26 protein-coding genes are annotated in these 25629 nt (G+C 34.8%); 14 read left to right on the forward strand and 12 right to left on the reverse strand.

The annotated features are described in order from the left end of the window. Positions 1–19 precede the first annotated feature (19 nt). The gene (locus FLV_RS06725; protein ID WP_243232123.1) at positions 20–928 is read right to left on the reverse strand and encodes an NAD(P)/FAD-dependent oxidoreductase; all 909 of its coding nucleotides are present in this window, start codon (positions 926–928) and stop codon (positions 20–22) included. 11 nt (positions 929–939) lie between these two features. Then, a complete protein-coding gene (locus tag FLV_RS06730; RefSeq protein ID WP_243232124.1) occupies positions 940–1293 on the reverse strand; it encodes a MerC domain-containing protein in 354 nt (117 codons plus the stop codon). Positions 1294–1388: 95 nt separating this feature from the next. Between FLV_RS06730 and FLV_RS06735 the strand changes: the two genes are divergently transcribed. From FLV_RS06735 to FLV_RS06745, 3 genes are all read left to right on the forward strand, one after another. Beyond that, entirely contained in the window at positions 1389–1781 is a 393-nt protein-coding gene (locus tag FLV_RS06735; RefSeq protein WP_243232125.1) for a Fur family transcriptional regulator, read from the forward strand. Positions 1782–1853: 72 nt separating this feature from the next. Next, a complete protein-coding gene (locus tag FLV_RS06740) occupies positions 1854–3722 on the forward strand; it encodes an Nramp family divalent metal transporter (RefSeq protein ID WP_243232126.1) in 1869 nt (622 codons plus the stop codon). A gap of 93 nt (positions 3723–3815) precedes the next feature. Beyond that, complete coding sequence (locus FLV_RS06745) at positions 3816–4469, forward strand: metal-dependent transcriptional regulator (protein WP_243232128.1); 654 nt, start codon at positions 3816–3818, stop codon at positions 4467–4469. A 163-nt stretch (positions 4470–4632) separates the two neighbouring features. Here FLV_RS06745 and FLV_RS06750 read toward each other — a convergent pair whose 3' ends face one another. The 7 genes from FLV_RS06750 to FLV_RS06780 all read right to left on the reverse strand — a co-directional run bounded on the left by FLV_RS06750 (position 4633) and on the right by FLV_RS06780 (position 11338). Further along, complete coding sequence (locus tag FLV_RS06750) at positions 4633–5031, reverse strand: hypothetical protein (protein WP_243232134.1); 399 nt, start codon at positions 5029–5031, stop codon at positions 4633–4635. A gap of 172 nt (positions 5032–5203) precedes the next feature. Next, a complete protein-coding gene (locus tag FLV_RS06755) occupies positions 5204–5986 on the reverse strand; it encodes an enoyl-CoA hydratase/isomerase family protein (RefSeq protein ID WP_243232144.1) in 783 nt (260 codons plus the stop codon). Between the two features lie 11 nt (positions 5987–5997). Then, a complete protein-coding gene (locus FLV_RS06760) occupies positions 5998–7413 on the reverse strand; it encodes an ATP-binding protein (protein WP_243232237.1) in 1416 nt (471 codons plus the stop codon). A 143-nt stretch (positions 7414–7556) separates the two neighbouring features. After that, on the reverse strand, positions 7557–8105 hold the full coding sequence (locus tag FLV_RS06765; RefSeq protein WP_031456713.1) for a CopD family protein: 549 nt from the start codon (positions 8103–8105) through the stop codon (positions 7557–7559). 85 nt (positions 8106–8190) lie between these two features. Further along, the gene (gene hemH, locus FLV_RS06770; RefSeq protein WP_243232145.1) at positions 8191–9204 is read right to left on the reverse strand and encodes a ferrochelatase; all 1014 of its coding nucleotides are present in this window, start codon (positions 9202–9204) and stop codon (positions 8191–8193) included. A 142-nt stretch (positions 9205–9346) separates the two neighbouring features. Further along, complete coding sequence (locus FLV_RS06775; protein WP_243232146.1) at positions 9347–10447, reverse strand: YhcG family protein; 1101 nt, start codon at positions 10445–10447, stop codon at positions 9347–9349. Between the two features lie 24 nt (positions 10448–10471). Next, positions 10472–11338, reverse strand: coding sequence for a helix-turn-helix domain-containing protein (locus FLV_RS06780; RefSeq protein WP_243232149.1), 867 nt, complete (start codon positions 11336–11338; stop codon positions 10472–10474). Positions 11339–11707: 369 nt separating this feature from the next. Between FLV_RS06780 and FLV_RS06785 the strand changes: the two genes are divergently transcribed. The 9 genes from FLV_RS06785 to hemF all read left to right on the forward strand — a co-directional run bounded on the left by FLV_RS06785 (position 11708) and on the right by hemF (position 19229). Next, the gene (locus FLV_RS06785) at positions 11708–12142 is read left to right on the forward strand and encodes a hypothetical protein (protein ID WP_243232151.1); all 435 of its coding nucleotides are present in this window, start codon (positions 11708–11710) and stop codon (positions 12140–12142) included. Positions 12143–12159: 17 nt separating this feature from the next. Next, positions 12160–12747: a hypothetical protein gene (locus tag FLV_RS06790; RefSeq protein WP_243232152.1), complete on the forward strand. Its 588-nt coding sequence runs from the start codon at positions 12160–12162 to the stop codon at positions 12745–12747. Between the two features lie 348 nt (positions 12748–13095). Continuing rightward, positions 13096–14400, forward strand: coding sequence for a glutamyl-tRNA reductase (gene hemA / locus FLV_RS06795; protein WP_243232154.1), 1305 nt, complete (start codon positions 13096–13098; stop codon positions 14398–14400). Positions 14401–14443: 43 nt separating this feature from the next. Beyond that, positions 14444–15367: a hydroxymethylbilane synthase gene (gene hemC / locus FLV_RS06800; protein ID WP_243232156.1), complete on the forward strand. Its 924-nt coding sequence runs from the start codon at positions 14444–14446 to the stop codon at positions 15365–15367. Beyond that, the gene (locus FLV_RS06805; RefSeq protein ID WP_243232158.1) at positions 15367–16032 is read left to right on the forward strand and encodes a uroporphyrinogen-III synthase; all 666 of its coding nucleotides are present in this window, start codon (positions 15367–15369) and stop codon (positions 16030–16032) included. The genes hemC and FLV_RS06805 overlap by 1 nt, the downstream gene beginning before the upstream one ends. A gap of 105 nt (positions 16033–16137) precedes the next feature. Continuing rightward, entirely contained in the window at positions 16138–17163 is a 1026-nt protein-coding gene (hemE, locus tag FLV_RS06810) for a uroporphyrinogen decarboxylase (RefSeq protein WP_243232159.1), read from the forward strand. A 90-nt stretch (positions 17164–17253) separates the two neighbouring features. Continuing rightward, on the forward strand, positions 17254–17715 hold the full coding sequence (locus FLV_RS06815; protein ID WP_243232160.1) for a transposase: 462 nt from the start codon (positions 17254–17256) through the stop codon (positions 17713–17715). A gap of 171 nt (positions 17716–17886) precedes the next feature. Continuing rightward, positions 17887–18303 carry a hypothetical protein gene (locus FLV_RS06820; protein ID WP_243232161.1) on the forward strand — a complete coding sequence of 139 codons (417 nt, stop codon included), beginning with the start codon at positions 17887–17889 and terminating at the stop codon, positions 18301–18303. Between the two features lie 2 nt (positions 18304–18305). Then, positions 18306–19229, forward strand: a complete 924-nt coding sequence (hemF, locus tag FLV_RS06825; protein ID WP_243232163.1) for an oxygen-dependent coproporphyrinogen oxidase — start codon at positions 18306–18308, stop codon at positions 19227–19229. Between the two features lie 68 nt (positions 19230–19297). Here hemF and FLV_RS06830 read toward each other — a convergent pair whose 3' ends face one another. Next, positions 19298–21076, reverse strand: coding sequence for a hypothetical protein (locus FLV_RS06830; RefSeq protein WP_243232165.1), 1779 nt, complete (start codon positions 21074–21076; stop codon positions 19298–19300). Positions 21077–21108: 32 nt separating this feature from the next. Then, entirely contained in the window at positions 21109–21741 is a 633-nt protein-coding gene (locus tag FLV_RS06835) for a hypothetical protein (RefSeq protein WP_243232167.1), read from the reverse strand. 224 nt (positions 21742–21965) lie between these two features. Here FLV_RS06835 and hemB point away from each other — a divergent pair, with 224 nt between their 5' ends. Together hemB and FLV_RS06845 are read left to right on the forward strand one after the other, a co-directional pair. Continuing rightward, a complete protein-coding gene (hemB, locus tag FLV_RS06840) occupies positions 21966–22958 on the forward strand; it encodes a porphobilinogen synthase (protein ID WP_243232169.1) in 993 nt (330 codons plus the stop codon). A 2-nt stretch (positions 22959–22960) separates the two neighbouring features. Next, positions 22961–23371 (forward strand): c-type cytochrome, encoded by a 411-nt coding sequence (locus FLV_RS06845; protein WP_243232171.1) that lies wholly within the window; start codon positions 22961–22963, stop codon positions 23369–23371. 54 nt (positions 23372–23425) lie between these two features. Here the strand turns inward: FLV_RS06845 and FLV_RS06850 are convergent, their stop codons facing one another. Then, on the reverse strand, positions 23426–25486 hold the full coding sequence (locus FLV_RS06850) for a M13 family metallopeptidase (protein ID WP_243232172.1): 2061 nt from the start codon (positions 25484–25486) through the stop codon (positions 23426–23428). Between the last annotated feature and the right edge of the window lie 143 nt (positions 25487–25629).

Genomic DNA, 25629 nt, shown 5'->3' on the forward strand with positions numbered 1-25629 from the left:
GCGAGCAATTTTCACCTGCTTATTTAAAATTCTCGTCAATAAGTTCTTTGTTGATTGCTGCTCCCGCAAAAGATCCGGATGAAACCGCCAAAGCCACAGAACGCATTTGAGTCGTAGCGTCTCCACTTGCATAAATACCAAAAACAGTTGTCTTCTGCATAAAATCGACTTTTACCAATCCTTGTTCACTGAGTTCACAGCCTAAAACTTTTGGTAACGGACAATGCTGCTCTAATGGTGGTCTTGCATAAACGGCTTTTACATCCATCTTTTCTCCTTTTTTAAAAACAATATTCGAAATATATCCGGCATTATGTTCGAAAGAATCCAATTCTCCTTCCAAAATCAAAATGCCATGATTTTTAAGAATTTGTGTTTGTTCCGAAGTTAATTCTGATTTCCCATTGGTACACAACCGAAGATCTTTTGTCCAGTTCGAAATCAATTTTACATATTCAAAACCCATTTCTCCATTGGCAACAATAGCCGTCTTTTCGTTTTTAACTTCATAGCCGTGACAGTACGGACAATGTAAAACCGATATTCCCCAACATGCTGCAAAACCTTTTATATCCGGAAGTAAATCTTTAACTCCGGTGGCGAATAATAACTTTTTAGAAGTAAAAAGTGCTCCGGATTCTGTTTTAATTTCGAAACCATTTTGTGTTTTAACAGCATCAATGGCTAGCCCGTTGTAAAACTGAACTGTCTTGTAAAAGTCGACTTGTAATTTGGCTTTCGCCGAAATAGCAGTCGGTGTTTCTCCGTCATGCGTAATAAAATTATGAGAATGTGGTGTTTGTCTGTTACAAGGCAAACCGCTGTCAATAACCAAAACCTGACGCAAAGAACGCCCTAAACTCATTGCGGCAGACAATCCGCTGTAACTGCCTCCAATAATAATCACTTCAAAATTCTTTTGCTTCATACTGCCAATTTTTAATGATGTTGTTTTTTGTGTAATCTGTAATTCAATAAATGTCCGATAATCATTCCGATTCCACCGAAATAAATTAAATCGATATGAATTTCAAATAGTATTTCACCCAAAATACTGATCCAGATCAGACTCATTGAAACAACCAGAATTGAGGATACGAAAAGAGATGTTTTTTTTATAATTTTGAAAATAGCAAAAACGCCAATTGAAGCAAACAGCAAATCAATTACCGGATTATGATTTAGTCCTAAAGGAAGAATCGTTAAAAGTGGAAAAATCAAACAATGCACCAAACAAATAGCTGCAGTTGATACTCCTAAAATATCGTAAAAAGATGTTGTAATTTTCTTCATTTCATGTACATTTGCTTTAATGCAATTATGTTGCAAATATACACATAAAAAACTAATTGCAACATTGTTGCGATATTATTTTTATTACGAAAAAAATGAAAACAGCAAGAAATACTACAGCAAAGACAGCCGTTTTAGAGATTTTTGGCAAATCAAAAATTGCACTGTCTCATACAGAAATTTACAAACAAATTGAAGATGTCTGTGACCGTGTTACCGTTTACAGGATCTTAGACCGCCTCGTTAATGATGATATCGTTCATAAAATTGTTGATCTTGACGGAACAGTAAAATATGCAAAATGTCATCATCATGCACAGCGGGTTCATATTCACAACCACGCCCATTTCAGTTGTGAAAAATGCCTTGAAATAACCTGTCTAGAAAATGTAAAACCAAGTTATATTATGCCTCATAATTATAAAGTAAATAATATAAATTTTACATTATCAGGATTATGTCCAAATTGTTTAAATTCTAACATTTAATATTTAGGCTAGTCTAAAAATATTGTTCTGCAAATATAATTTTCTATATATTTGTTAAAACAATACTTTAAAATGACTAAATCTTTAGAAGAAGTAAACCAATCGGTTGCTACAGAACATAAAAAAACCGGATTCCGAAAAATATTAGCCTTTTTAGGTCCCGCCTATTTGGTAAGTGTTGGCTATATGGATCCCGGCAACTGGGCAACAGATATTGCAGGAGGAAGCCAGTTTGGATACACTTTAGTATGGGTTTTGTTAATGAGCAACTTAATGGCATTGCTTTTACAAAGTTTAAGTGCACGACTTGGAATTGTTACACAGCGCGATCTTGCACAAGCTTCGAGAGAAACGTATTCCAAATACATCAACTATATTCTCTATTTTCTGGCTGAGATCGCTATTGCGGCCTGTGATCTGGCAGAAGTTCTCGGAATGGCGATTGGGTTGAATCTTCTATTTGGAATTCCGCTTTTTGAAGGTGTTTTGATTACTGTTTTGGATACATTTCTTCTTTTATTCCTCATCAACAAAGGAATTCGTAAAATGGAAGCTTTTATAATTGTATTAGTCGCTATTATTGGTTTTTCATTCATTTTTGAAATGATCTTTGCCGAACCTGAAATTCATAAAATCATCGGCGGACTTGTTCCTTCTATTCCAAATTCAGCCGCTTTATACATCGCCATCGGAATTATTGGTGCAACGGTAATGCCTCATAATCTTTACCTGCATTCTTCTTTGGTACAAACCAGAAAATTTGACAGAACGCCTGCAGGAATCAAACAAGCTTTAAAATACAACCTCATCGATTCGACAATTGCTTTAAATCTTGCTTTTTTTGTAAATGCTGCCATCTTAATTCTTGCTGCAGCCACTTTTCACAAAAACGGAATGTTTGAGGTAGCCGAAATTCAGGATGCTCATCAGTTTTTAGAACCTTTATTAGGAACCAAATGGGCTCCGATACTTTTTGCTGTAGCACTTATCGCGGCAGGTCAAAGTTCAACCGTTACCGGAACGCTTGCCGGACAAATTGTAATGGAAGGTTATCTGCACCTGCGTATTCAGCCTTGGGTACGCCGAATTATCACTCGTTTGATTGCAATTGTTCCTGCCTTAGTCGTAATTTATATTTACGGAGAAGACGTTACAGGAAAACTGCTTATCCTTAGTCAGGTTATCTTAAGCTTACAGTTAGGTTTCGCCATTATTCCGCTGATTCACTTTGTGAGTGATAAATCCAAAATGAATGGGTTTCATATCTCTAAAACCACTCAGGTTGTTTCATGGCTCATTGCTACTATTATTGTTTCATTGAACGCAAAATTGGTTTACGACGAAATCTCTTCGTGGCTTGAAAGTTCAAATAACCCAACTCTCCTTTGGCTTACTGTAGTTCCGCTTGCTTTTGCATTTCTGGGCTTATTGCTATTTATCGTTTTTAAACCTTTTATTGCTAAAGCCAAATCAAAAACAATAAACCATTCACCACACAATCTAAAATTGAAGTTTACACCAAAAGAAAGCCATTCATTACAAAATATTGCCATTTCTGTAGATTTCTCCAATGCTGATGAAGCTGCATTGAATAAAGCTTTTGAATTAGGCGGAATGAATGCCCAATACACACTTATACATATTGTAGAAACGGTTGGTGCTTTGATGTATGGCGTTCATGTACACGATCATGAAACTACAATTGACGAAAAATTATTACTAGAGTACAAAAAAATGCTTTCTGATAAAGGATTCAAAATCGAAACTGAATTAGGTTTTGGAAAACCAAACTCAGTAATTCCGAAAATCATCAACGAAGGCAATTTTGATATTCTGGTTATGGGAACCCACGGCCATACTGGGCTAAAAGATATTTTATTTGGTACAACCGTAGACAAATTGAGACATAAAATTTCAATACCTTTGCTGATTGTTAAATAAAGGTACTGAGGTACTGAGGTCCAAAGGTTTTTTAAAACTTTAAAACAAAACCTTAGAACCTCAGTCCCTTAGAACCTTAGAACCTCAAAAAGAATGACTTTTTCAGAAGAAAACTACCTAAAAGCGATATATCACCTGACTGCTTCCCTTGAAACTGAAGTCAGTACAAACGCTATTGCTGAAATGATGGAAACAAAAGCCTCATCGGTTACGGATATGCTTAAAAAGCTATCTGAGAAAGATTTGGTGAATTATAAAAAGTATCAAGGGGTTTCATTAACCGAAAATGGAAAACTGGCAGCCAAAATGATTGTTAGAAAACATCGTTTGTGGGAAGTTTTTTTAGTAGAAAAACTAAATTTCAGCTGGGATGAAGTTCACGATATTGCAGAGCAGCTGGAACACATCAAATCTGAACAATTGATTAACCGTTTGGATGATTTTCTTGGAAACCCAACAGAAGACCCGCACGGAGACCCGATTCCGGATGCGAATGGACGAATAATCAAAATTGAAAAGTACTTACTTTCAGAATTAAGCGAAAACCAAACTGGTGTCTGTGTAGGCGTAAAAGACACTTCATCAGAATTCTTAAAATATCTTGATAAACAAGGAATTGCTTTAGGTTCTAAAATCGAGTTTTTATCTAAGGAATCTTTCGATTTATCTTTAAAAATAAAGATTGATAACAGAGAATTATCTATTTCGAATAAAATTGCTTCTAACTTATTTGTAAAACTGGTTTAGAAGGATATTTCACGGAGATTCACGAAGAAGCTACGCAGAGATGCGCTAAGATTTTATTCTTTTGTCAGACTGAGCGAAGTCGAAGTCCGTCAAAGTTACTCAGAAATCGGGACTTCGACTTCGCTCAGTCTGACAAATCGGGTATCAAATAAAAAACTAATCTTTAAACCATCCCTTTCTCAATCATCTCCAGCATTACCGGCGAAGCATTTTTAAATGTCGGCGGCTGTTCGATAATACTTCCGGCGTTCTTTTTATTTACTTTGAAAGTAACGTCGTTATCTGTAGTAAACAAAAGTGCGGTTAGAAATGGTTTCTTGATATAAGAACCTAAAACCAACAACGCTTCATCTAAAGTATGAATGCTCTCAATTTCTTCTGTTTTGTAACGAGTTGTTAATGAAATCGAAAATGTATCATCTTCATTCAGAACTAATCTGAAATAAATGTTTTTGATCTCGGTATCGCCCATGGTTTTAGCCAAAGTTAATTTTGCGAAAGTGCCGCTTTGAATGCTTTCTTTAACTCGTTCACAAAAAAGGGCAAATATTGGTTCGTACATTTTTTTTAAGGTGCTAAGGTTCTGAGTTTTTATCTTACGAATCTCTGTATTATTATTATTTAACCTCAAAGGTCGCAAAGATTTACGCAAAGAACACAAAGAATTTAAAAAACTTGGCTCCGGATAGCTATCGGGATTGCGTAGTTCCTAGCGAACTTTGCGGTTAAGAAAATTATTTCCCTGTAAACTCCGCTTTACGTTTTTCTAAAAAAGCTGTTGTACCTTCTTTAAAATCCAAAGTTCCAAAACATTTTCCGAATGATTTTATTTCGGTTTCAAAACCATCTTTTCCATCTTTATAATTGGTATTGATGGCTTTTATCGCTTTACCAATGGCATAAGGTGCATTTTTAATAATCTTTTGAGCAATTACTGTTGTAAAAGATAAAAGTTCAGCCTGAGACACCACATGATTTACCAACCCATATTGTTTCGCTTCTTCGGCTGAAATCATACCTGCTGTCGTAATCATTTCCATGGCACGACCCTTCCCTATTAATTGTGGCAAGCGCTGTGTTCCTCCGTAACCCGGAATCAATCCTAAAGAAACTTCCGGCAAACCCATTTTGGCATTATCTGAAGCCACTCTAAAATGACAAGCCATTGCCAGTTCTAATCCGCCGCCCAATGCAAAACCATTTACGGCAGCGATTACGGGCTTCTTTAAATTTTCGATATAATCAAATAATGATTCTTGTCCTTCAGCAGCCAATTGTGCTCCTTCGACAATCGTAAAATTGGCAAACTCAGAAATATCAGCTCCGGCTACAAAAGCTTTTTCACCGCTTCCTGTGATTACAATTACACGAACGTCATCATTTTTACCCAATAATTTTACTGCTTTACTCAAATCGCTGATAGTCGCTTTGTTTAAAGCATTTAGTTTTGCAGGTCTGTTAATAGTTACGGTTGCGATTTTTTCTTCAATCGAGATTAAAAGATTTTCGTAGTTCATGACGCTGTTTTTTATGAGTTGGTGATAGGTAAAGAAACTCTGAATGTGGTTCCTTTTCCGTAAGTTGACTCAAAGGTAATTGTTCCTTTGTAATTTTCGATGATGTTTTTTATAATTCCGAGACCAAGCCCCATTCCGCTGGTTTTAGTAGTGAATTTAGGTTCGAAAATTCGACCGCTATCCTGTTTTTGGATTCCGATTCCGTTGTCTTTTACCGCAATTTCAACATTATTATTTCGTCTTTTTACAGTAACCACAATCGATTTTTGAAACTGACTTTCCGGAATCGCCTGCGTTGCATTTTTTACCAGATTGGTAATCACACGAATCAATTGCGTACGATCCATTTTAGAAATAATTTCTTCTTCGTCACTTTCGAAAACAATATAATCTTCATTGAAAATATCCAGTGCTAATTCTACAACCTCAACAACATTTAAGGTTTCATTTTGCTGTGCCGGCATCGAGGCAAAGTTCGAAAACGCCGAAGCTACCGCAGTCATGGTATCAATTTGCTGAATTAAGGTTTCAGAGTAATCGTTCATTTTCTGTTTTACATCTGGCGCAGAAGGGTCAAACTTTCGTTGAAAACTCTGTACCGTCAAACGCATTGGTGTAAGCGGATTTTTGATTTCATGTGCGACTTGTTTTGCCATTTCGCGCCACGCTTCTTCACGCTCGCTTTGTGCCAGTTTTATGGCACTCGTTTCCAGTTTATCCACCATTCCGTTATACGCTTTTATAAGGAAATTAACTTCCTTACTGTTGGCTTCCAAAACAATTTTTTCGTTTTTCTGATCCAGATTCGTTTCTTCTAATCTATCTGAAATAGTTTTAAGTGATTTTGTAATATAAGTCGAAAGGAAATATGCCAAAGCAAACGCCACAAGCAACATAAAAGAATAAACCTGACTTAAACGAATCAGAAAAGTATTCAATTCGTTATCATAATAACCATCGTCTTCTAAATACGGAAGATTTAAAATTCCGAGTGGTTTGAATTTTTCGTCTTTTATTAAACTGTATGAAGAGCGATTTTTAACTCCGTCAATATTTTTAATATCTACAAAACGTTTTTCGATGGAAGAACGAACCAATTTCAGAATATATTCAGGAATTGGCGGCGGTGCTTTATCTACGGCAAAAGATTCCTTTGATGATTTAAGCAGTTTGCCATCAAGGCTGTAAATATTGATTTCGATCTTATGAATTTGGGCTAATTCATGGATTTTATCTTTGAAGATTAAATCTAAGTTCTGGGTTTTTAACGGATAAGTTGTCGTTGCTAAAACGTAATTAATGTGTTCCTTTACTGCATTTTCTTTTCGTTCTAAACGTTCCTGATGGTATTCTTTGGCTTCATTTTTAAACTGAATAATCGAAATCGAAGCCAATAAAAAAGATGCCACTACAATCAATACAATCATCGACAGGAAAATCCTGATACGAAGGGACAGCATTGACATTTTGAAGTTGTTCAGCATTATTTTTGTTTTATTTGTTTCAGGTTTCACGTTTCAGGTTACGTTGCATTTGTCAACTTGAAACCTGAAACCTGAAACTAAAAAAACTATTTTTTTTCTCTAATTCGTTTATAAAATTTAAAGCCTAACATAAGTAAAACAGAGAATAAAATGATTCCGACTACGCCGAAGATCCAGTTGAAGGCACTTTTTAAAACTACTAAAAAAACAATAGCAAATAGTATAATAGTGGCGCCTTCATTCCATAAACGCATATAATTGCTGGAATATTTCACCTCATTATTTTGTAATTGTTTAAAAATCTGATGGCATTTTAAATGATACAGATACAATAGAAAAACGAAACCTAATTTAATGTGCATCCAGGGCATTTTGAGCCACGCATTTCCTAAATCCGTGAAAAACAGCATCCAAAAAGCAAAAATACTGGCTAAAATTGCTGATGGCCATGTGATTATGTACCAAAGGCGGTAACTCATTATTTTGAATTGCGCCTGCAAAATTTCTTTTTCGGGAGATGGTTTATCATTTGCTTCTATTTGATATACAAACAAACGCACTATATTAAACAAACCTACAAACCAGGTTAATACAAAGATAATATGCAGTGATTTTAAGTAATTATAATATTCCATTGTTATTTTGTTTCAGGTTTCAGGTTTCAGGTTTCAGGTTAATCAACTTTGAGAAAAACTTGAAACTTTAAACCTGAAACAAATTTTACTTAGCCCAATCGTTAATCCAATTCGAAACCGTCTCACACCATTCATCATCATCATTCAAACACGGAATCGCCAGGAACTCTTCTCCTCCATTTGCTTCAAAATCTTCTTTGGCACGCATGGCGATTTCTTCCAGAGTTTCTAAACAATCTGAAACGAATGCCGGTGTTACAACTGCTAATTTCTTGATTCCTTTTGCCGGCATGTTATCAATTTCAACATCCGTATAAGGTTCTAACCATTTATCGCCTGCCAGACGAGATTGGAAAGTCAGACTATATTTATCTTCCGAAAGCCCTAATAATTTGATGACTTGTTTTGTCGTTTCATAACATTGGTGACGGTAACAAAATTCATGCGCCGGAGATGGCGTGTTACAACAAGAACCGTCGATTTTACAATGCGATTTTGTTACATCAGTTTTACGGATATGGCGCTCCGGGATTCCGTGATACGAAAACAATAAATGATCGTAATCAAACCCAGCTAAATGTTTCTGAATAGAATCTGCTAAGTTTTTGATGTAATCGGGTTTGTTGTAAAATGCCGGAACATCTGTAAATTTCATGTGAGGGAATTTCTTCTTGCGAATTTCTTCGGCTTTAACCAAAATAGTCAAAGTAGAAGCCATCGCATATTGCGGATATAACGGAAAAAGCATTACATCGGTAACTCCTTTATCACTCAATTCCTGAAGTCCTTTTTCGATCGTCATACTTCCGTAACGCATTGCCAGGCAAACCGGGACATTTACTAAAGGCTGTACTTTTTGCTGCATTCTTTCAGACAACACAACTAATGGAGAACCTTCTTCCCACCAGATTTTCGCGTAAGCGTGTGCAGATTCTTCCGGTCTTTTTCTTAAAATAATGCCGCGAACCAATAATGCTCTTAATAAATACGGAACATCGATTACATATTTATCCATTAAAAATTCGTCTAAATACGGTTTTACATCTTTTGGAGTTGGACTTTCCGGAGAACCTAAGTTTACTAATAATACGCCTTTCATATTTTTTGCTTTAGGCTTTAAGCACTAGGCTTTAAGCTTTTTATTTGTTTTTAAAAATTTCATCAAAAGTAGCACTTGCTATTTTTTCGAAATATGATAATTATTACTTTTTTATTATGGTGTTATTTTTAAAATTGATGCTTTAATCCATTAGTTTTTTTAGCTCTTCGGCTTCCGGCAATAACCCTTTATATTCATTTGGTAATTCATTTGCTGTTTTATATGTTGAAACCCCCATCGCTTTATTAACATCCCGAAATGAAAATTCTACAACCTTGTTATTTTTCTCTTTGCAAAGAATAATACCGATCGAAGGATTCTCGTGAGGCAATTTTACCATTTCATCTAAGGCCGAGAGATAAAAATTCATTTTTCCTAAATATTCTGGAATGAATTTTCCTTTTTTTAAATCAAAAGCGACCAAACATTGCATTTTTCGATTATAAAAAAGCAGATCCACAAAATATTCTATATCATCTAAAATGAAGCGGTATTGATTAGCAATAAATGCAAAATCAGTTCCTAATGAAAGTAAAAACTTCTTAATATTGCGAACAATTTCATGCTCAATTAATCTTTCATTTTCCTCTTCTGGATCTTCTATATTAATAAAATCCAATAGATATTCGTCTTTAAAAGCCATTAAAGCTTTAGCTCTTAAATCATCCTGCGTAATTGCTTTGGTAAAATTATTAGGCAACGTTCCTTGTTGCTTAAATAAATTTGATTTTAAATGGTGTCTCAAGGTTGTTACACTCCAAAACTCTAAAGCTGTTTTCCGAATATAAAAAAGATGCTCTTCAATTGTTTTGGTTTTTGATAAAATCTCAAAATGATGTGTAAATCCAACTTTTTGAAAATAGATTTCCATTTCGTTCGTTAGCGACGAACTAATTGCAATAAGTTTATTTTCAATATCTTGATTTTCTTCTAATTCGTTCGTCGCTAACGAACGAATTGTAAAATTATCTTTCCATGTTTCATAGAAAGCTTTCATTTTCTTAATATTTGATGCCGAAAAACCTCTTAACCCTGGCAATTCATTCTGTAAATCCTTCGATAAAATTTCGAGAACTTTAGCACCCCATTTTTCTTGACTCGTTTTTTCTGAAATTAATTTTCCAACTCCAAAGTACAAACCAAGCATTTCTCTGTTTGCCAAAATTGCAACACGATATCTGCTGCCTAAAATAGCTGATTTTAATTGTTTTATCGTTTCCGAATGAGTTTTTCCAATTATCATATTAATGTTCTCTAATCTTTTCAATTACACATTCGCATTAATTGACATCAAATATTTTTTTGGAGTCGTAGCAAACTTTTTCTTGAACGCCGCAATAAAATGACTTCCTGTGCTGTAACCAATTTTCAGTCCCACTTCGTTTACATTATAAGAACCGCTATCCAGTAACTTTCGGGCAAAATCCATTTTGTAATCAAAAAGAAAACCGTAAACCGTGTCGCCATAAATTTGTTTGAAACCCATTTTCAGTTTCTTCAAATTCAAACCAATTTCATCTGCTAGTTCCTGCAAACCCGGAGGTTCAGCCATATTAGCGATGATAATTTCTTTGGCTTTTCGGATTTTCAAAACATTATCCTCATCAATCAAAAACGGACATTGTTCTGCGTTGGGATCTTCGGTTCTGTTAAAGTACAAACTCAGTAATTCATATCCTTTTCCTTTATAATAAAGGTTTTTTATGGATGGATGAAGGTTGTAATGAAACAACTGGCTCAGTACAATTGCCATCGATGGACTTATATTTCCTTCGTTATAATACTTTTTGTCCTTATTATCAGGACTCAAAAAGGTAATATAATCGGCTTCGGCAGAAAATAATGCGTGAAATTTTTTGATGGAAACAATTACCGAAATCACCCATGAGTTGGGAGTGAGTTCTAAATTAAGCGGTAATTCTTTCTGCGGATTATACAAAAGAAGCGATTTTTCTTCTTTTAATTCTAAAGCATAATTACCCTGATTGAACAAGAATTTGGCGTTTCCTTTTAATCCAAAATGAAACTGTATCAGACCATTGCCTATTTCACGCTGTGCAAAAAAAGGTTCCGAAGTATCGTTTTGAAACCTGATTAGCGTAAAGTCATCTTCGATTTTTATTTCTTCCTCCATTTTTTGATTTACTGTATTCAAGTTACAATGTCATTTTTGATGAAACGATAATTTGGGTTTTCAAAATTAAATCTTTTTAATGGGTTTATCGTTTACTTGCTTCTAAATTTATAATTTCTTTATTCTTCGAAATTTTTCGCTTCTTTTCTATTCTAATTTCCTTCAATCAATTATTGAGTTCAAATTTAGTTTAAAAAAAACTAAATTACTGATATTCATTTAATTATAACTTAAAGAATCATCAATTATTTCTTGCTTTTATTTATAACTGTTCTAAATTGTTGCTTTATTGTTGCTTAACAAAACCAATTGTAAAAACCGCACGTAAATGATTCTTAAAAACTACATCAATAATTAAATAAAACTTTTATGAAAATTAACAAAACAATAAAAAAAGGACTATGGGCGGTACTGATAACCGTGGTGTTATTTTTCGGCATTTTAATATTCCACATCATCACTGCAAAGCCCGCTATTTACGAAACTCCAAATTTACAGGTAAGCAGGATTGATTTTAAAGAAAATATAGATTCTGCTTCTGGCAAAAAGATTTGTGCAGATTTGAGATCTATTAAAGGATTAACTTCTGATTCTATAATTGTAAAAAGAAATGTAGTGGTGTATTTCCACAACAATAAAATCACTAATTCTAAAAAAGTATTTAACGAATTAATGAGTAAAGGACAATATGATGCACAACGCTACATTTTGCCAGCAAATTTGGCAAGCAAAGAAGTTTGTCCTGTAGACCAGAATAGCTTTAGCTATAAATTGTCTCAAAAAATAAATCGTTTTTTTAATTAACCCTTAAATATTTTATTATGAAAAATTTTTCTAAAATTACACTTAGCGTATTACTTGTTGCGTCGGCAACTTTAACTTCCTGTAATAATGATGATGATAACACACCAGTTGAAAAACCAACAATCTATGCAAGATTAGGAGGTACAACTATGGTTTCTGATCCTGATAATTCCGGACAAATGATTGAAAAAGGACGTTTGAGTTTCCGTAAAGTAGTAAACTCTGCTATTGGATTAATTGTTGCAGATATTCAGTCGAATGCTTCAGGCAATTTACAGGCACACTTTGCTCCTCTTTTAGCAGAAACTGGTAATACACAATCTACCAGTATTGCAAGGTTATCAGACAATTTAACAGATTTCTTCTCCTTTAATACCGGAGGTACAAATGCTGTAAACACCTATTCAGGATTAAATATGGTAGCTGCACATGATCCTGCGAAAAACCCGCGTATGGGAACAAAATCCAGCAATGCAGATTACACAAAATTTGAAGGTTATGTTGGAGCTGCTGCCAATGCAAATGGTGTTGCTTCGAACACAGAACTTTACACTGATATTGTTGTAGTTTTGGAGTCATTAAGAACTCCTATTGTTCAGAAATAATTAATTTCCTCTAAAAAACCCTGCCCTGACAAGGTAGGGTTTTATTTAATGAAGCTGTTTTTATATCTAAATTTTCTATCATCATGAATAGTGAATAATATGTAATACAGAAACATTCATCCGAACTCATAGCGATATTTTTTCGCACAATATTTAAAACAAAAGCCAGACTGTTATTTAGAATAAATATACATAACAGGTTGTCGAATCCTTGATATCATTATACATTCTATTTAGAACAGCTAAAATGAATCAATTTATTCCATAGCGATATAAAAAGTACCTCTAGCGTTGTTTTTATAAATTAGTTAGTAATAATTTTGTTGCACTTTTTAACGAAAGTATAATATGGAAAATTTTAATATGTCCAGAACTACCACTTTTTACGCTTTAGGTTTAAGTTATAAAAAAGCAGATGCTACTATTAGAGGGAAATTTAGTTTAGATACTAAAGCACAATCTGATTTACTGGCTCAGGCTAAAGCCGAAGGAATAGAATCATTAATTGTCACGTCTACCTGCAACAGAACTGAAATTTATGGTTTTGCCAATCATCCTTATGAATTAATCAAATTGCTTTGCGATAACAGTAACGGTTCCGTTGAGGAATTTCGCGAAGTTGCCTACATCTACAAAAATCAGGAAGCCGTAAACCACATGTTTCGCGTAGGAACTGGTTTAGACAGTCAGATTTTGGGTGATTTTGAAATCATCAGCCAGATTAAGATTGCATTTAATTTAAGCAAATCAGAAGGTTTAATTAATACTTATATAGATCGCTTGGTCAACTCAGTTATTCAGGCAAGCAAAAAAGTTAAAACAGATACAGAAATTTCTTCCGGTGCAACATCCGTTTCGTTTGCATCGGTTCAATATATTATTAAAAATGTAGAAGACATTGGAAATAAAAATATTCTACTGTTCGGAACCGGAAAAATAGGCCGAAATACCTGTGAAAATTTAGTAAAACATACTAAAAACGGACACATTACGCTTATCAACAGAACCAAAAACAAAGCTGAAATACTGGCCGGAAAACTAAATGTAATCGTAAAAGATTACGCTAACTTGCAGGAAGAACTACAGCAAGCTGATGTTTTGGTGGTGGCTACAGGAGCCAAAAACCCAACTATTGACAAAACATTACTGAATTTAAAGAAACCTTTGTTGATTCTGGATTTATCCATTCCAAGAAATGTAAATCCTGATGTGGAACAAATACCGGGCGTAACTTTAATACACTTAGATTATCTGTCCCAGATGACAGACGATACCCTTGAAAGAAGAAAACAGCATATTCCCGCTGCCGAAGCGATAATCGAGGATATGAAATTAGAATTGAATACCTGGATGAATGGCCGAAAATATGCGCCAACTATTCATGCACTTAAGGCGAAACTAAACGATATGGTTGCGGGAGAACTGGCTTTTCATAAAAAGAAAATGCTGAATTTTGATGAAGAACAGGCTGAATTAATCAGTTCCCGAATTATTCAAAAAATCACCAGTCAGTTTGCCAGTCACTTAAAAGACGAAAACACTTCTATTGACGAAAGTATTGAGTTTATTGAAAAAGTGTTTCAGATAGGACAGCTTGCACCGAATAATATTCCTTCAGCAGTTGAAGAAAAATATAAAATCAACCTCTCATAATAGTTAAACAGAATGTTCCTTACTTTTAAGGATCCAAAAAAATATGGCTCAAAAAGTTATTAGAATAGGAACCCGAGATAGTGAGCTCGCACTTTGGCAGGCTCATACCGTCGAAAAAAAATTAAATGATTTAGGTTATAAAACAACAATTGTTGCCGTAAAATCTCAGGGAGATATTATTCTCGACAAACCACTCTACGAACTCGGTATTACCGGAATCTTTACTAAAACTTTAGACATTGCCATGATCAATGGCGATATTGATATTGCGGTACATTCTATGAAAGATGTTCCAACGGCTTTGCCAAAAGGAATTGTTCAGGCCGCAGTTTTGGAAAGAGCTAATGTTCTGGATATTTTAGTTCATAAAGGAAATCCTGATTTTACCAATCCAAGTACCATTGCAACCGGAAGTCTGCGTCGCCAGGCACAATGGTTCAACAAATATCCAAATCATACGGTTGTTGATTTGCGCGGAAACGTAAATACGCGTATGCAGAAACTTCAGGATAACGACTGGGACGGAGCTGTTTTTGCAGCTGCAGGTTTGGAACGTATCAATTTAAAACCAGAAAATGTTATCAATCTCGATTGGATGATTCCGGCGCCGGCACAAGGAGCTATGCTGGTTGTGGCAATGGAAAATGATAATTATACGCTTGATGCACTTTCACAGTTAAATCATATTGAAACTGAAATCTGCACACATATCGAACGCCAGTTTTTGAGAACGCTTGAAGGCGGATGTACAGCACCAATTGGAGCTTTGGTTACTTATAATGAAGACGAAGATACGCTGCATTTTCAGGGCGTTTTGTTATCTATTGACGGAAAACAAAAACTGGAAATCGATAAAACAGTTGCTATTTCAGAGTGGAAAAAATTAGGTTTCAACTCAGCTCAGGAGATTTTGAATAATGGCGGAACGGAATTAATGCAGAAAATCAAAGAATCACTGAAAAAATAATGGAAAAATCAGTTCAAATAGTATCTACTAAAATAGTATCGCTTCTTCATAAGCAGGAATTGATGAAATATGGTATTGAAGTAATCGAAGCCGATTTCATCAAAACCGAAAACAAACCTTTCGAATTAAAAGACCTCAACGAAAGCCTGATTTTTACAAGTCAGAATGCCGTTCATAGCGTTTTATCTCATCCAAAAGCGGAAGAACTGAAAAAGAAAAACGTGTATTGCGTTGGTCTTAAAACTAAAACCTTACTAACAGATAACGGATTCAACGTTATTGCCTATACAGGTTACGCTTCAGATCTGGCAGAAATTATCACTTTAATTTATTCTAGTGAAAGCTATACTTTTTTCAGTGGAAATCTTAGAAGAGATACTTTGCCCGAAGCTTTAAAAGAAAACGGAATTAAATTCAATGAAATTCAGGTTTACGACACAACATTGCAGCCGCAGAAAATAAAAGCAAATCCGGAAGCGATTTTATTTTTTAGTCCGTCCGGAGTTAAGAGTTATCTGAAAGACAATAAAATTCAAAAACAAATCTGTTTCTGCATTGGAGAAACCACCGCAGAAGCATTAGCAAAAATCACAAAAAATATCATCATCGCAGATCAGCCTACAATGGAGGATGTGATCGAAGATGTAATTAATGAATATAAGTAACGAACAAGATTTCCTGCAAGGTTTCCAAAACCTTGTAGGTATCTATATTAATCAACAATAACACCTACAAGGTTTTGGAAACCTTGCAGGATAAAGAAATAAGAGATGTTAAAAAACGACCTATTTTTAAAAGCATTAAAAGGAGAAACAGTTCAACGTCCGCCGGTATGGATGATGCGTCAGGCAGGAAGATATTTGCCGGAATTCAGAGCTCTACGTGATAAATATGATTTTTTTACACGTTGCGAAACTCCGGAATTAGCTGCAGAAATCACAGTTCAGCCTATACGCAGAATTGCTCCCGATGCTGCCATTTTGTTCTCAGATATTTTGGTTGTACCGCGCGCAATGGGAATCCACGTAGAATTAAAAGACAATTTAGGTCCTATTATACCGGATCCGATTCGTACCATGGAACAGGTAAATCAGGTTTTTGTTCCGGATGTAAATGAAACTTTAGGTTATGTTTTTGATGCTATTAAACTGACTAAGGAAATGCTGAACGACGAAGTTCCGCTTATTGGTTTCGCAGGTTCACCGTGGACAATTTTCTGTTATGCGGTTGAAGGAAAAGGGTCTAAAAGTTTCGATACTGCAAAAGGATTCTGTTTTTCAAACCCTGTTGCAGCACACACTTTATTACAAAAAATCACAGATACCACTATTTTATACTTAAAAGAAAAAGTAAAAGCGGGTGTTAATGCGGTTCAGATTTTTGATTCCTGGGGCGGAATGCTTTCTCCGGTTGACTATCAGGAGTTTTCATGGAAATACATCAATCAGATTGTTGAAGCATTGGCTGAGGTTACTCCGGTAATTGTTTTCGGAAAAGGATGCTGGTTTGCTCTTGGCGAAATGGGCAAAAGTAAAGCTTCTGCCTTAGGAGTTGACTGGACATGTTCTGCCAGAAATGCACGTTACTTATCTGGTGGAAATGTTACTTTACAAGGAAACTTCGATCCATCAAGATTACTTTCTCCAATTCCAACTATCAAGAAAATGGTTCACGAAATGATTGACGAATTCGGAAAAGATAAATATATCGTAAATTTAGGTCACGGAATTTTACCAAATATCCCTGTAGATCACGCAAAAGCGTTTATTGATGCGGTGAAGGAATACGGGCAATAATTTTCATTTGACTTCCTGCAAAGTTTCCAAAACCTTGTAGGTTTAAAAGTTGTTTTTATATTTACAGTAAAAACTTACAGTATTTTAAAAATGAAACTCCAACCATTGCAGAAAGATTGTTACTATCATATTTATAATCGAGGAATAAACGGAGCAAGCATTTTTGAAAATGACACTAACAAACTTTATTTTTTAAAGCAATTAGCTAAATATTCTGAAGACAAAATATCTATTTTCGCTTATTGCCTAATGAATAATCATTTTCATTTAGTGATTCGACTTAATTCAGAAGAAAAAGAAGTTACACAAGCGTTTTCCAATTTGTTTAATTCATATGCAAAAGCATTCAATAAACAGATTAACAGAACTGGAAGTTTATTTGAGAAACATTTTAAGAGAATAAAACTAAAAGACGAAACTTATCTGAAACAATTAATTGTTTATGTTCATTTGAATCCGAAACATCATTTTGATTTAGATTTCAAAAGTTTCAAATTTTCATCCTATCAGGCATATTTATCTGATAAAAAAAACCAAAATAGAAAGGGATGAAACCATAAATTTATTTGGCGGTTTAGAGAATTTTATCTTTTCTCATAATCAAAAGAATGATTTTTTAAACGAAACTTATACTTTTGAGTAATCTGGTTTCACCCTGCAAGGTATCTAAGCCTTTTAGGTCTAATTAAATAAGATAGAATTAAATAAGATACCTACAAGGTTTTGGAAACCTTGCAGGAAAACGAACAGAAAATCATGCTCAACAAAGGTTTAAGAGACGAAGAAAAAATCAGAATTGATAACGTTCTCAAAACGTTACGAACTCTTGTTTATGTCCCTCAGCCTTTGGATCACTCTGCAAAAACAGAAATTGAAAATCAACTGAAAGAATTCGCATTAAACATTGAAACTTTAGTCAATTATTCCAATGAAGATTTAATCAGTTTATTAAATCGCCTTCACTTTGACTGGGAACAATTAGAACAATTTGGAGATATTTTAATACAATTTTCTAAAGCTGAAAATTACAATTTCGAAAGTAAAGCTTTAGCTGTTTATCAATATATTCAGGCAGAAAGCAAGGTTTTTTCCTTTGGGATAAATGCTAAAATTGCTTCGGCGAAAGCCAAAAAACAATAATAATGAAAGATAAATTTTACGCCTACATACAACAATTACAAGATCAAATCTGCGCCGGTTTAGAGGCTGTTGACGGAACTACGAAATTCCGTGAAGACCTTTGGAAACGTCCGGAAGGCGGTGGCGGAAGAACACGTGTTATTGAAAACGGTACTGTTTTTGAAAAAGGCGGTGTAAACATTTCAGCCGTTCACGGAAAACTTCCGGAAACCATGCAAAAGATGTTTAACGTTGGCGAAGCTGATTTTTTTGCCTGCGGATTGAGTTTGGTGATTCACCCAAAAAATCCAATGGTTCCGACGGTTCATGCGAACTGGCGTTATTTTGAAATGTATGATACTTCGACTCCGCTCAGTACAGGTTCGCCTAAAATAATCCAGCAATGGTTTGGCGGCGGGCAGGATTTAACCCCTTATTATTTGTTTGAAGAAGATGCCAAACACTTTCATAAAACCTGTAAAACGGCTTGCGACAAACACAATCCGGAGTTTTATCCGAAATACAAAAAACAATGCGACTCCTATTTTTGGAATGCACACCGAAACGAAGCCCGTGGTCTTGGTGGTTTATTCTTTGATTATTGTAAAGCAAATGAAACTATGTCTATGGAAAACTGGTACAATTTCGTAACTGAAGTTGGAAATAGTTTCCTTGAAGCTTATGTTCCAATTGTAGAAAAAAGAAAAAACCTTTCTTATACTCCCGAAAACAGAAACTGGCAGGAAATTCGCCGTGGCCGTTATGTGGAGTTTAATTTGGTTCACGACAAAGGGACATTATTCGGTTTAAAAACCAATGGAAGAATTGAAAGTATTTTAATGAGCCTTCCTCCTCATGTGCAATGGGTTTACGATCATCATCCGGAAGCTGGAAGCGAAGAAGACAAACTAATAAAAGTATTGGAAAATCCTGTAGACTGGATTTAATCACTTCGGAACAAAACATAAAAAAAGCCCTAAAACATCAATTTTAGGGCTTTTGTATTTTAGATTATTTACTTTTTACTTAGTTCGTCAACTAAATCTAATGTCTGTAAAATGATATTTTTATCTGCTTTTAGCGAATTTAATTTTAACTCGAATTTCAGTTTGTTATCAATCAGTTTCTTTCCTGAATACAACGTGACATCGCTGAATTGTTGCGCCAGGCGGTTCAGGCTTTTAATTTCAGATGCTTTGGCTTCTCCAGAATTAGAATAAGCAGTTACTATTTTATCAATACTTACTTTAGCCGAAACATAATTTTGCTTCAGCTCTTTTTTGACTTCTTTCGAAAATGAATTATCCTTTGGAAAAATATTATCAATGCTGTTTCCAATAATTACCACATCTTTATCCTTAAAAATAAATAAACCTCCGTAATCCTGAGTTCCTTTTATTTCGTAATAATTTCCTTTTTGAACCAATCCGTTTTTACGAACTCCTAATTGAATCAATTTATCAGCAAAAGTGGGATGTGTCGAAGTAAAAATTACTGAAAACTGCGGTATTGCTTTTTTTATCGTTTTTACAACTTCTTTCGATTCATAATTTTCATCGTATTCAAAAGTTTTTGTGGTAACCTCTCTTTCGGTAACATCATAAAGAAACATGCTTAAATCGCCATCAAAAAGAGTGGCTGTGGCTTCTTCATCAATAATTGTCGAAATAAGATCGGTTACCACACCAATATCTTCTTTCAAAATATAAGGATTACTGAAAACCTCTGCACTTAAAGTCGGAAAACTTTTCAGCATTTCCTTTGTATTAAAATGATAGGTCATATAACCAAGCGGTTTTTGAGCAGGAAAATAATTAAAGATGTTTTTGTTGACTTTTCGGTTACTAATTTTACCCACAATGTCAGCAATTGGTTTCGAATATTCTACAATTTCTTCAATCCGCGCATTATCATTGTCAAAATAAAAATCGACATTAATTCCTTTAACAAAATTACCTAAGTTCTTTTGGCTTGGTAAAAACTTATTATACGACGTAAACTTTAACAAAGTCATATAAGCGGAATTAAAACCAGACATTGCAGATCCATAATCCATCCAGCAGGAAATATCAGCATTTTCATGAACCTTATCTGAGGTCGGAACTGTAAAACCATTTTCGAAAAGCAATTTTATAAACCTGTTTTGGCTAATGCCCTGAATACTGTCAAAAGCGGTTTGCTCTTTTTGAAAATTAGCATAATAATTATCCGAATAATCAGCATAAGCTGTGTCTACAACTGGTTCCTCAGGAGCTTCTACAATAACTGCAGAAGAATCACTAACAACAGCAACACTATCTATTGCTGTTGTTACTGCATAATCATTATAAGAATATTTTTTAGTTAGTCCAAAAATTACCAAATGACTGTCATTCCAGGCTACGGTTGTTTTTTTATCTCCGGAATTATATACTGAATACTGACCAAAATCTTCAATCATTGCTTTTGAAGACGAAGTGTTTTCCTTATCTTTTTGAACTAAAAAGTTCTTAATATCACCTCTGCTTTTTATTGGAATTGTAACCTGATAATACGGTATACTGTCTGAGTAATTACCATGAACTGTTATTTTCTGATCTAATTTTATAAGATCCGCATATTGATTCACGTCCAGTTTCATCTTTCCTTCTTTTGCATTTTTTAAAAGAGAATGATTTAAAACCTCAGCAACACTTACTTTTTTAGAAAGCTGACTGCCGTTAAACTGAATGAAATAATCCTGCTTTTTAGAAAGTGTTTGATTGTAAGCCAAACCGAATGTAAACAGAATTAAAAATGTGAAAAATTGTTTCATTGTAGATATATTTGAAAGTATTTATTAAATGATTATGGATTTAGCTGAATATTATTATTCATTAATGATGATTTTTTAAGCACGCTGTACATGCTCTGCTTCAAAAAAACGGTCTTTTTGTTTGGAGAAACTTTGCAATTGGCATTACTTGTTGCTGCTACGTCACGATCAAAAGTGTAAATAGATATAATGCTGGCTTTTTCCAGATCTTCCTTTTTCTTTTCATCTTTCAGGAGATTTTCAGGAATTGGATAAGAGGCAATTCTTTCAAAACTCCTGGAGTCAGCCGTAAAATGAATCTGATTTTTTTGCTTGTTTAAAACATTTACGACTTCGTTCAGTGCTTTCAGGTTTTTATAATCTAATTTGATGATAAAAACATACCGGTCAAAATCGGTTTTGGTTGATACATCCGAAATTCCTTCCATTTTTGAAACTTTCGATTTAAAATCATTCAGTTTTTGGGTAATTTCCTGTTCGTTCGGAATTTTCACGCCATCAACCTCTTCCAGCCAGATTGCCGATTTAGTCTTTAACCATGATTTTGAAAAGTCAACCATCAACGTGTATTCGCCGCTTTGGTCGTCATGATGTTTGATTCTTTCCGTTATCTCAAAACAGCTTGTTAAAAGTAAACAGCAGCATAATACAAATATTTTCTTCATTTGGGAGATTTAAAATTGAAACACATTCCATAAGAAGATTCTTAACAGAAGTTTAAAAAAGCGATACGAATTTAGATAATATTAACGAATTCCTCCTCATTCCTGACTCTTTATTTCCTCGTTTTTTCAGTAACTTTGCGGCACTTATTTTAATTTTACTTTAATAATGAATATGAACTCTTTACAGAGAAATATTCCTTTTAAATTTTATAAAAAAACACTCTATGTTCCCATTACAAAGAAACCGCCGTTTAAGAACCAATGAATCTATTCGTTCTTTAGTTCGCGAAACCAGTTTAAGTCCACAGGATTTTATGCTTCCGATGTTTGTGGCAGAAGGAAAAGATGTAAAAGTCGCCATTCCGTCTATGCCCGGAATTTATCGTCACTCTTTAGACAATACGATCAAAGAAGTAAAAGAAGCCTGGGATTTAGGAATCAAAGCGGTGAATATTTATGTAAAAGTAAGCGACAGCCTTAAAGACAATAAAGGTGTTGAAGCCTGGAATAAAGATGGCTTAATGCAGCAAACGATTCGTGCTATTAAGGATGCAGTTCCTGAAATGATTGTAATGCCGGATGTGGCTTTAGACCCTTATTCCATTTACGGACATGACGGAATTATTGAAAACGGACAATTAATAAACGATGCTACGGTTGACGCGTTAACGCGAATGAGCCTAAGTCACGCAGAAGCCGGAGCCGATTTTGTAGCACCAAGCGACATGATGGACGGAAGAGTTTTGGCTATCCGAAAAGCTTTAGAAGAAAATGGTCACCATAACGTGGGGATTATGAGTTACAGCGCCAAATATGCTTCAGCATTTTACGGACCATTTCGAGATGCATTGGATTCTGCTCCGGTAGATTCTCAAAATATACCAAAAGACAAGAAGACTTATCAGATGGATTATGCCAACCGAATTGAAGGAATTCGTGAAGCATTATTGGATGTTGAAGAGGGCGCAGACATCGTAATGGTAAAACCGGGAATGGCGTATCTGGACATTGTTCGCGAGGTAAAAAATGCCGTTCATGTACCGGTTGCGGTTTATCAGGTATCTGGTGAGTACGCTATGGTAAAGGCCGCAGCAGAAAAAGGGTGGCTGGATCACGACAAAATCATGATAGAGCAACTTTATTGCATTAAGCGTGCAGGAGCGAATATTATCTCAACTTATTTTGCTAAAGAAGCTGCTGTAATTTTAAATAAATAAGAATGAAAAAACTATTATTTTTAGCGGCCGTTTTAACTTTTATTTCCTGCAAAAAAGAAAGCCAGGAGTCATTTGGAAAACCAACAGAAAACACAACGGAAACTTTTACTGAAGGAGAATCTGCGCAAATTAAAACTCCGGAAGATTTAGGAAAAGAAATTTTTGAAGGAAAAGGAAATTGCATTTCCTGCCATCAGGTGGATCAAAAAATAATCGGCCCTAGCATTCAGGAAATCGCCAAAATATACAAAGACAAAAAAGGAGACATGGTTACTTTCCTGAAAGGAAATGGAGAACCAATTGTAGACCCGAGCCAGTTTGCTGTGATGAAAACCAATTTTCCTGTAACGCAGGCAATGTCTGATGAAGAATTAAAAGGATTGGAAACTTATATTTACAGTCATTTGAAATAATTACAAACAAAAACGGCGCTGAGATTCAGCGCCGTTTTCATATACATTATTCTCTTACCAGATTTTAACTCTCTTCTCTGGTTCAACATACATTTTGTCTCCTTTTTTAATATCAAAAGCATCATAAAAAGCATCAACATTCTGAATTGGAACATAAGCTCTGTACATTCCCGGAGAATGCGGATCTGTTTTTACCTGACTTTTTATAGCCTCATCTCTTGATTTTGTTCTCCAAACAGTTGCCCATGAAATAAAGAAACGCTGTTCAGGTGTAAAACCGTCAATTAATCCCGGATTTCCATTTGCTTTCAAATACAATTGCAAACCATCATAGGCAGCATTGATTCCACCTAAATCACCGATATTTTCTCCTAAAGTGAATTTACCGTCTACATGAATTCCCGGTAAAGGTTCTAATGCACTGTATTGATCTGCCAAGGCACCGCCAAGAGCTGTAAATTGTTTTAAATCATCAGCTGTCCACCAGTCAACAAGATTTCCATCTGCATTGAAACGTGCTCCCGAATCATCAAATCCGTGTGAGATTTCATGACCGATAACAGCTCCAATTCCACCGTAATTTACAGCTTCGTCAGCCTGATAATTATAAAACGGAGGCTGTAAAATAGCCGCTGGGAATACAATTTCATTATAAGACGGATTAAAATAAGCGTTTACCGTTTGTGGCGACATTCCCCACTCTGTTTTGTCAACAGGTTTTCCAAGTTTCGCAAGGTTTTGTGAGTACGACCATTTTGCTAAGTTTTTCATATTATCAAAATAAGTTCCGCCCTCAACAACATTTTTAAGTTCTAATTTCGAATAGTCTTTCCACTTATCAGGATAGCCAATTTTAACTGTCAATTTCTTAAGTTTTTCAATTGCTTTTACTTTTGTAGCTTCAGACATCCATGGTAAGGCATTAATTCTGTTTTCATACGCCAACATCACATTTGCAATCATGTTCTTGGCTTTTTCTTTGGCTTCAGCCGGGAATAATTTCTCTACATACAATTTCCCTAAAGCTTCTCCGGTAGCACCATTAATTACCTGCAAAGCAACTTCTTCACGCGGACGCTGTTTTAAAGCACCGGTTAATGTTTTTCCGTAAAAATCAAAATTTGCATTTTCAATATCGGTACTCAACGTTGAAGCTGCTTTGTTTAAAGCAAACCATTTTAGATATTCTTTCCATGCCTCAACTTTCTTTTCGGTAAAAGTTTTTTCTAGAGCAATCATATAACGAGGCTGCGCTATATTCACGGTATCCAGTTTTGCCATACCTATTCCCGCAAAATATTTATCCCATTGAATTGATGGTGTGCTTTTTTTCAAATCAGCAACAGCTGTTGGATTGTATTGTTTTCTACGGTCTCTGCGTTCAACACGATCCAATCTTGGTGCAGACATTTCAATTTCTAAAGCCAGGATTTGTTTGGCACTTTCTTTGGCTTTAGCCGGAGATTCACCAATAAACTGAAGCATTCGGGCAACGTGAATCTCATATTTTTCACGTTTTTCTTTTGAATCTTTGTCATCAGAATTGTAATAATCTTTATCAGACAATCCTAAACCACCTGGGTTTAAGGTAACCGAATTTTTATTACTGTTTTTGGCATCAGCTCCCACATAAATCCCAAAGAAACCGGCTCCTCCCTGAGACTGCATTTCGATTAGGTAATTTTGTAAATCGGCTACATTTTTAATAGCATCGATTTTCTTCAAATAAGGCTTAAGCGGTGTAATGCCTCTTTTATTCCTCCCAACAGTATCTAAGATGGTATTGAATAACGCAATGGCTTTACCCTGATCTGTGTTTGATTTATACTTTGGATTTTTCGAAGCTTCTTTTAAGATTGCTAATGAATTATCATCTGTTTTCTGACGCAATTCATTAAAACTTCCCCATGCATTTCGATCACCCGGAATTTCAGTTTTATCCAGCCAGGTTCCATTTACATATTGGAAGAAATCTTCTTTTGGGCTAATCTCTTTTTTCATGAAAGAAACATTAATCCCGGGTTCTTTTGGTGTTGTGTTTTGTGCTTCTGCCGCTGCAAACGAAAGCATTGCAGAAAAAGCATAAAAAACAGGTGTAGTAAGCACTTTTTTCATTTATATTTAACTTTTTAGAGTTTATGCAAACGTATTGCTAAAATTTGATTCGCTATGTTAAAAATTTACCTAATAATTTACTAATCATTATTTTTTAATTAAATCAGGTCTCTTTTTTTATTAGTTGTTAAAAAAAAGTATAA

This window comes from Flavobacterium pectinovorum, assembly GCF_022802975.1.
Classification (GTDB): domain Bacteria; phylum Bacteroidota; class Bacteroidia; order Flavobacteriales; family Flavobacteriaceae; genus Flavobacterium; species Flavobacterium pectinovorum_B.

Excerpts from the sequence above, each read along its gene's own strand:
- hemA (WP_243232154.1), top strand. The coding sequence starts at position 13,096 with ATGGAAAATTTTAATATGTCCAGAACTACCACTTTTTACGCTTTAGGT.
- FLV_RS06790 (WP_243232152.1), top strand. The coding sequence starts at position 12,160 with ATGAAAAATTTTTCTAAAATTACACTTAGCGTATTACTTGTTGCGTCG.
- hemH (WP_243232145.1), bottom strand. The coding sequence starts at position 9,204 with ATGAAAGGCGTATTATTAGTAAACTTAGGTTCTCCGGAAAGTCCAACT.
- hemE (WP_243232159.1), top strand. The coding sequence starts at position 16,138 with ATGTTAAAAAACGACCTATTTTTAAAAGCATTAAAAGGAGAAACAGTT.
- hemF (WP_243232163.1), top strand. The coding sequence starts at position 18,306 with ATGAAAGATAAATTTTACGCCTACATACAACAATTACAAGATCAAATC.
- FLV_RS06785 (WP_243232151.1), top strand. The coding sequence starts at position 11,708 with ATGAAAATTAACAAAACAATAAAAAAAGGACTATGGGCGGTACTGATA.
- FLV_RS06830 (WP_243232165.1), bottom strand. The coding sequence starts at position 21,076 with ATGAAACAATTTTTCACATTTTTAATTCTGTTTACATTCGGTTTGGCT.
- FLV_RS06850 (WP_243232172.1), bottom strand. The coding sequence starts at position 25,486 with ATGAAAAAAGTGCTTACTACACCTGTTTTTTATGCTTTTTCTGCAATG.
- FLV_RS06725 (WP_243232123.1), bottom strand. The coding sequence starts at position 928 with ATGAAGCAAAAGAATTTTGAAGTGATTATTATTGGAGGCAGTTACAGC.
- FLV_RS06780 (WP_243232149.1), bottom strand. The coding sequence starts at position 11,338 with ATGGAGGAAGAAATAAAAATCGAAGATGACTTTACGCTAATCAGGTTT.
- FLV_RS06845 (WP_243232171.1), top strand. The coding sequence starts at position 22,961 with ATGAAAAAACTATTATTTTTAGCGGCCGTTTTAACTTTTATTTCCTGC.
- FLV_RS06730 (WP_243232124.1), bottom strand. The coding sequence starts at position 1,293 with ATGAAGAAAATTACAACATCTTTTTACGATATTTTAGGAGTATCAACT.
- FLV_RS06835 (WP_243232167.1), bottom strand. The coding sequence starts at position 21,741 with ATGAAGAAAATATTTGTATTATGCTGCTGTTTACTTTTAACAAGCTGT.
- FLV_RS06740 (WP_243232126.1), top strand. The coding sequence starts at position 1,854 with ATGACTAAATCTTTAGAAGAAGTAAACCAATCGGTTGCTACAGAACAT.
- FLV_RS06750 (WP_243232134.1), bottom strand. The coding sequence starts at position 5,031 with ATGTACGAACCAATATTTGCCCTTTTTTGTGAACGAGTTAAAGAAAGC.
- FLV_RS06755 (WP_243232144.1), bottom strand. The coding sequence starts at position 5,986 with ATGAACTACGAAAATCTTTTAATCTCGATTGAAGAAAAAATCGCAACC.
- FLV_RS06765 (WP_031456713.1), bottom strand. The coding sequence starts at position 8,105 with ATGGAATATTATAATTACTTAAAATCACTGCATATTATCTTTGTATTA.
- hemC (WP_243232156.1), top strand. The coding sequence starts at position 14,444 with ATGGCTCAAAAAGTTATTAGAATAGGAACCCGAGATAGTGAGCTCGCA.
- FLV_RS06805 (WP_243232158.1), top strand. The coding sequence starts at position 15,367 with ATGGAAAAATCAGTTCAAATAGTATCTACTAAAATAGTATCGCTTCTT.
- FLV_RS06745 (WP_243232128.1), top strand. The coding sequence starts at position 3,816 with ATGACTTTTTCAGAAGAAAACTACCTAAAAGCGATATATCACCTGACT.
- hemB (WP_243232169.1), top strand. The coding sequence starts at position 21,966 with ATGTTCCCATTACAAAGAAACCGCCGTTTAAGAACCAATGAATCTATT.
- FLV_RS06760 (WP_243232237.1), bottom strand. The coding sequence starts at position 7,413 with ATGATTGTATTGATTGTAGTGGCATCTTTTTTATTGGCTTCGATTTCG.
- FLV_RS06735 (WP_243232125.1), top strand. The coding sequence starts at position 1,389 with ATGAAAACAGCAAGAAATACTACAGCAAAGACAGCCGTTTTAGAGATT.
- FLV_RS06815 (WP_243232160.1), top strand. The coding sequence starts at position 17,254 with ATGAAACTCCAACCATTGCAGAAAGATTGTTACTATCATATTTATAAT.
- FLV_RS06775 (WP_243232146.1), bottom strand. The coding sequence starts at position 10,447 with ATGATAATTGGAAAAACTCATTCGGAAACGATAAAACAATTAAAATCA.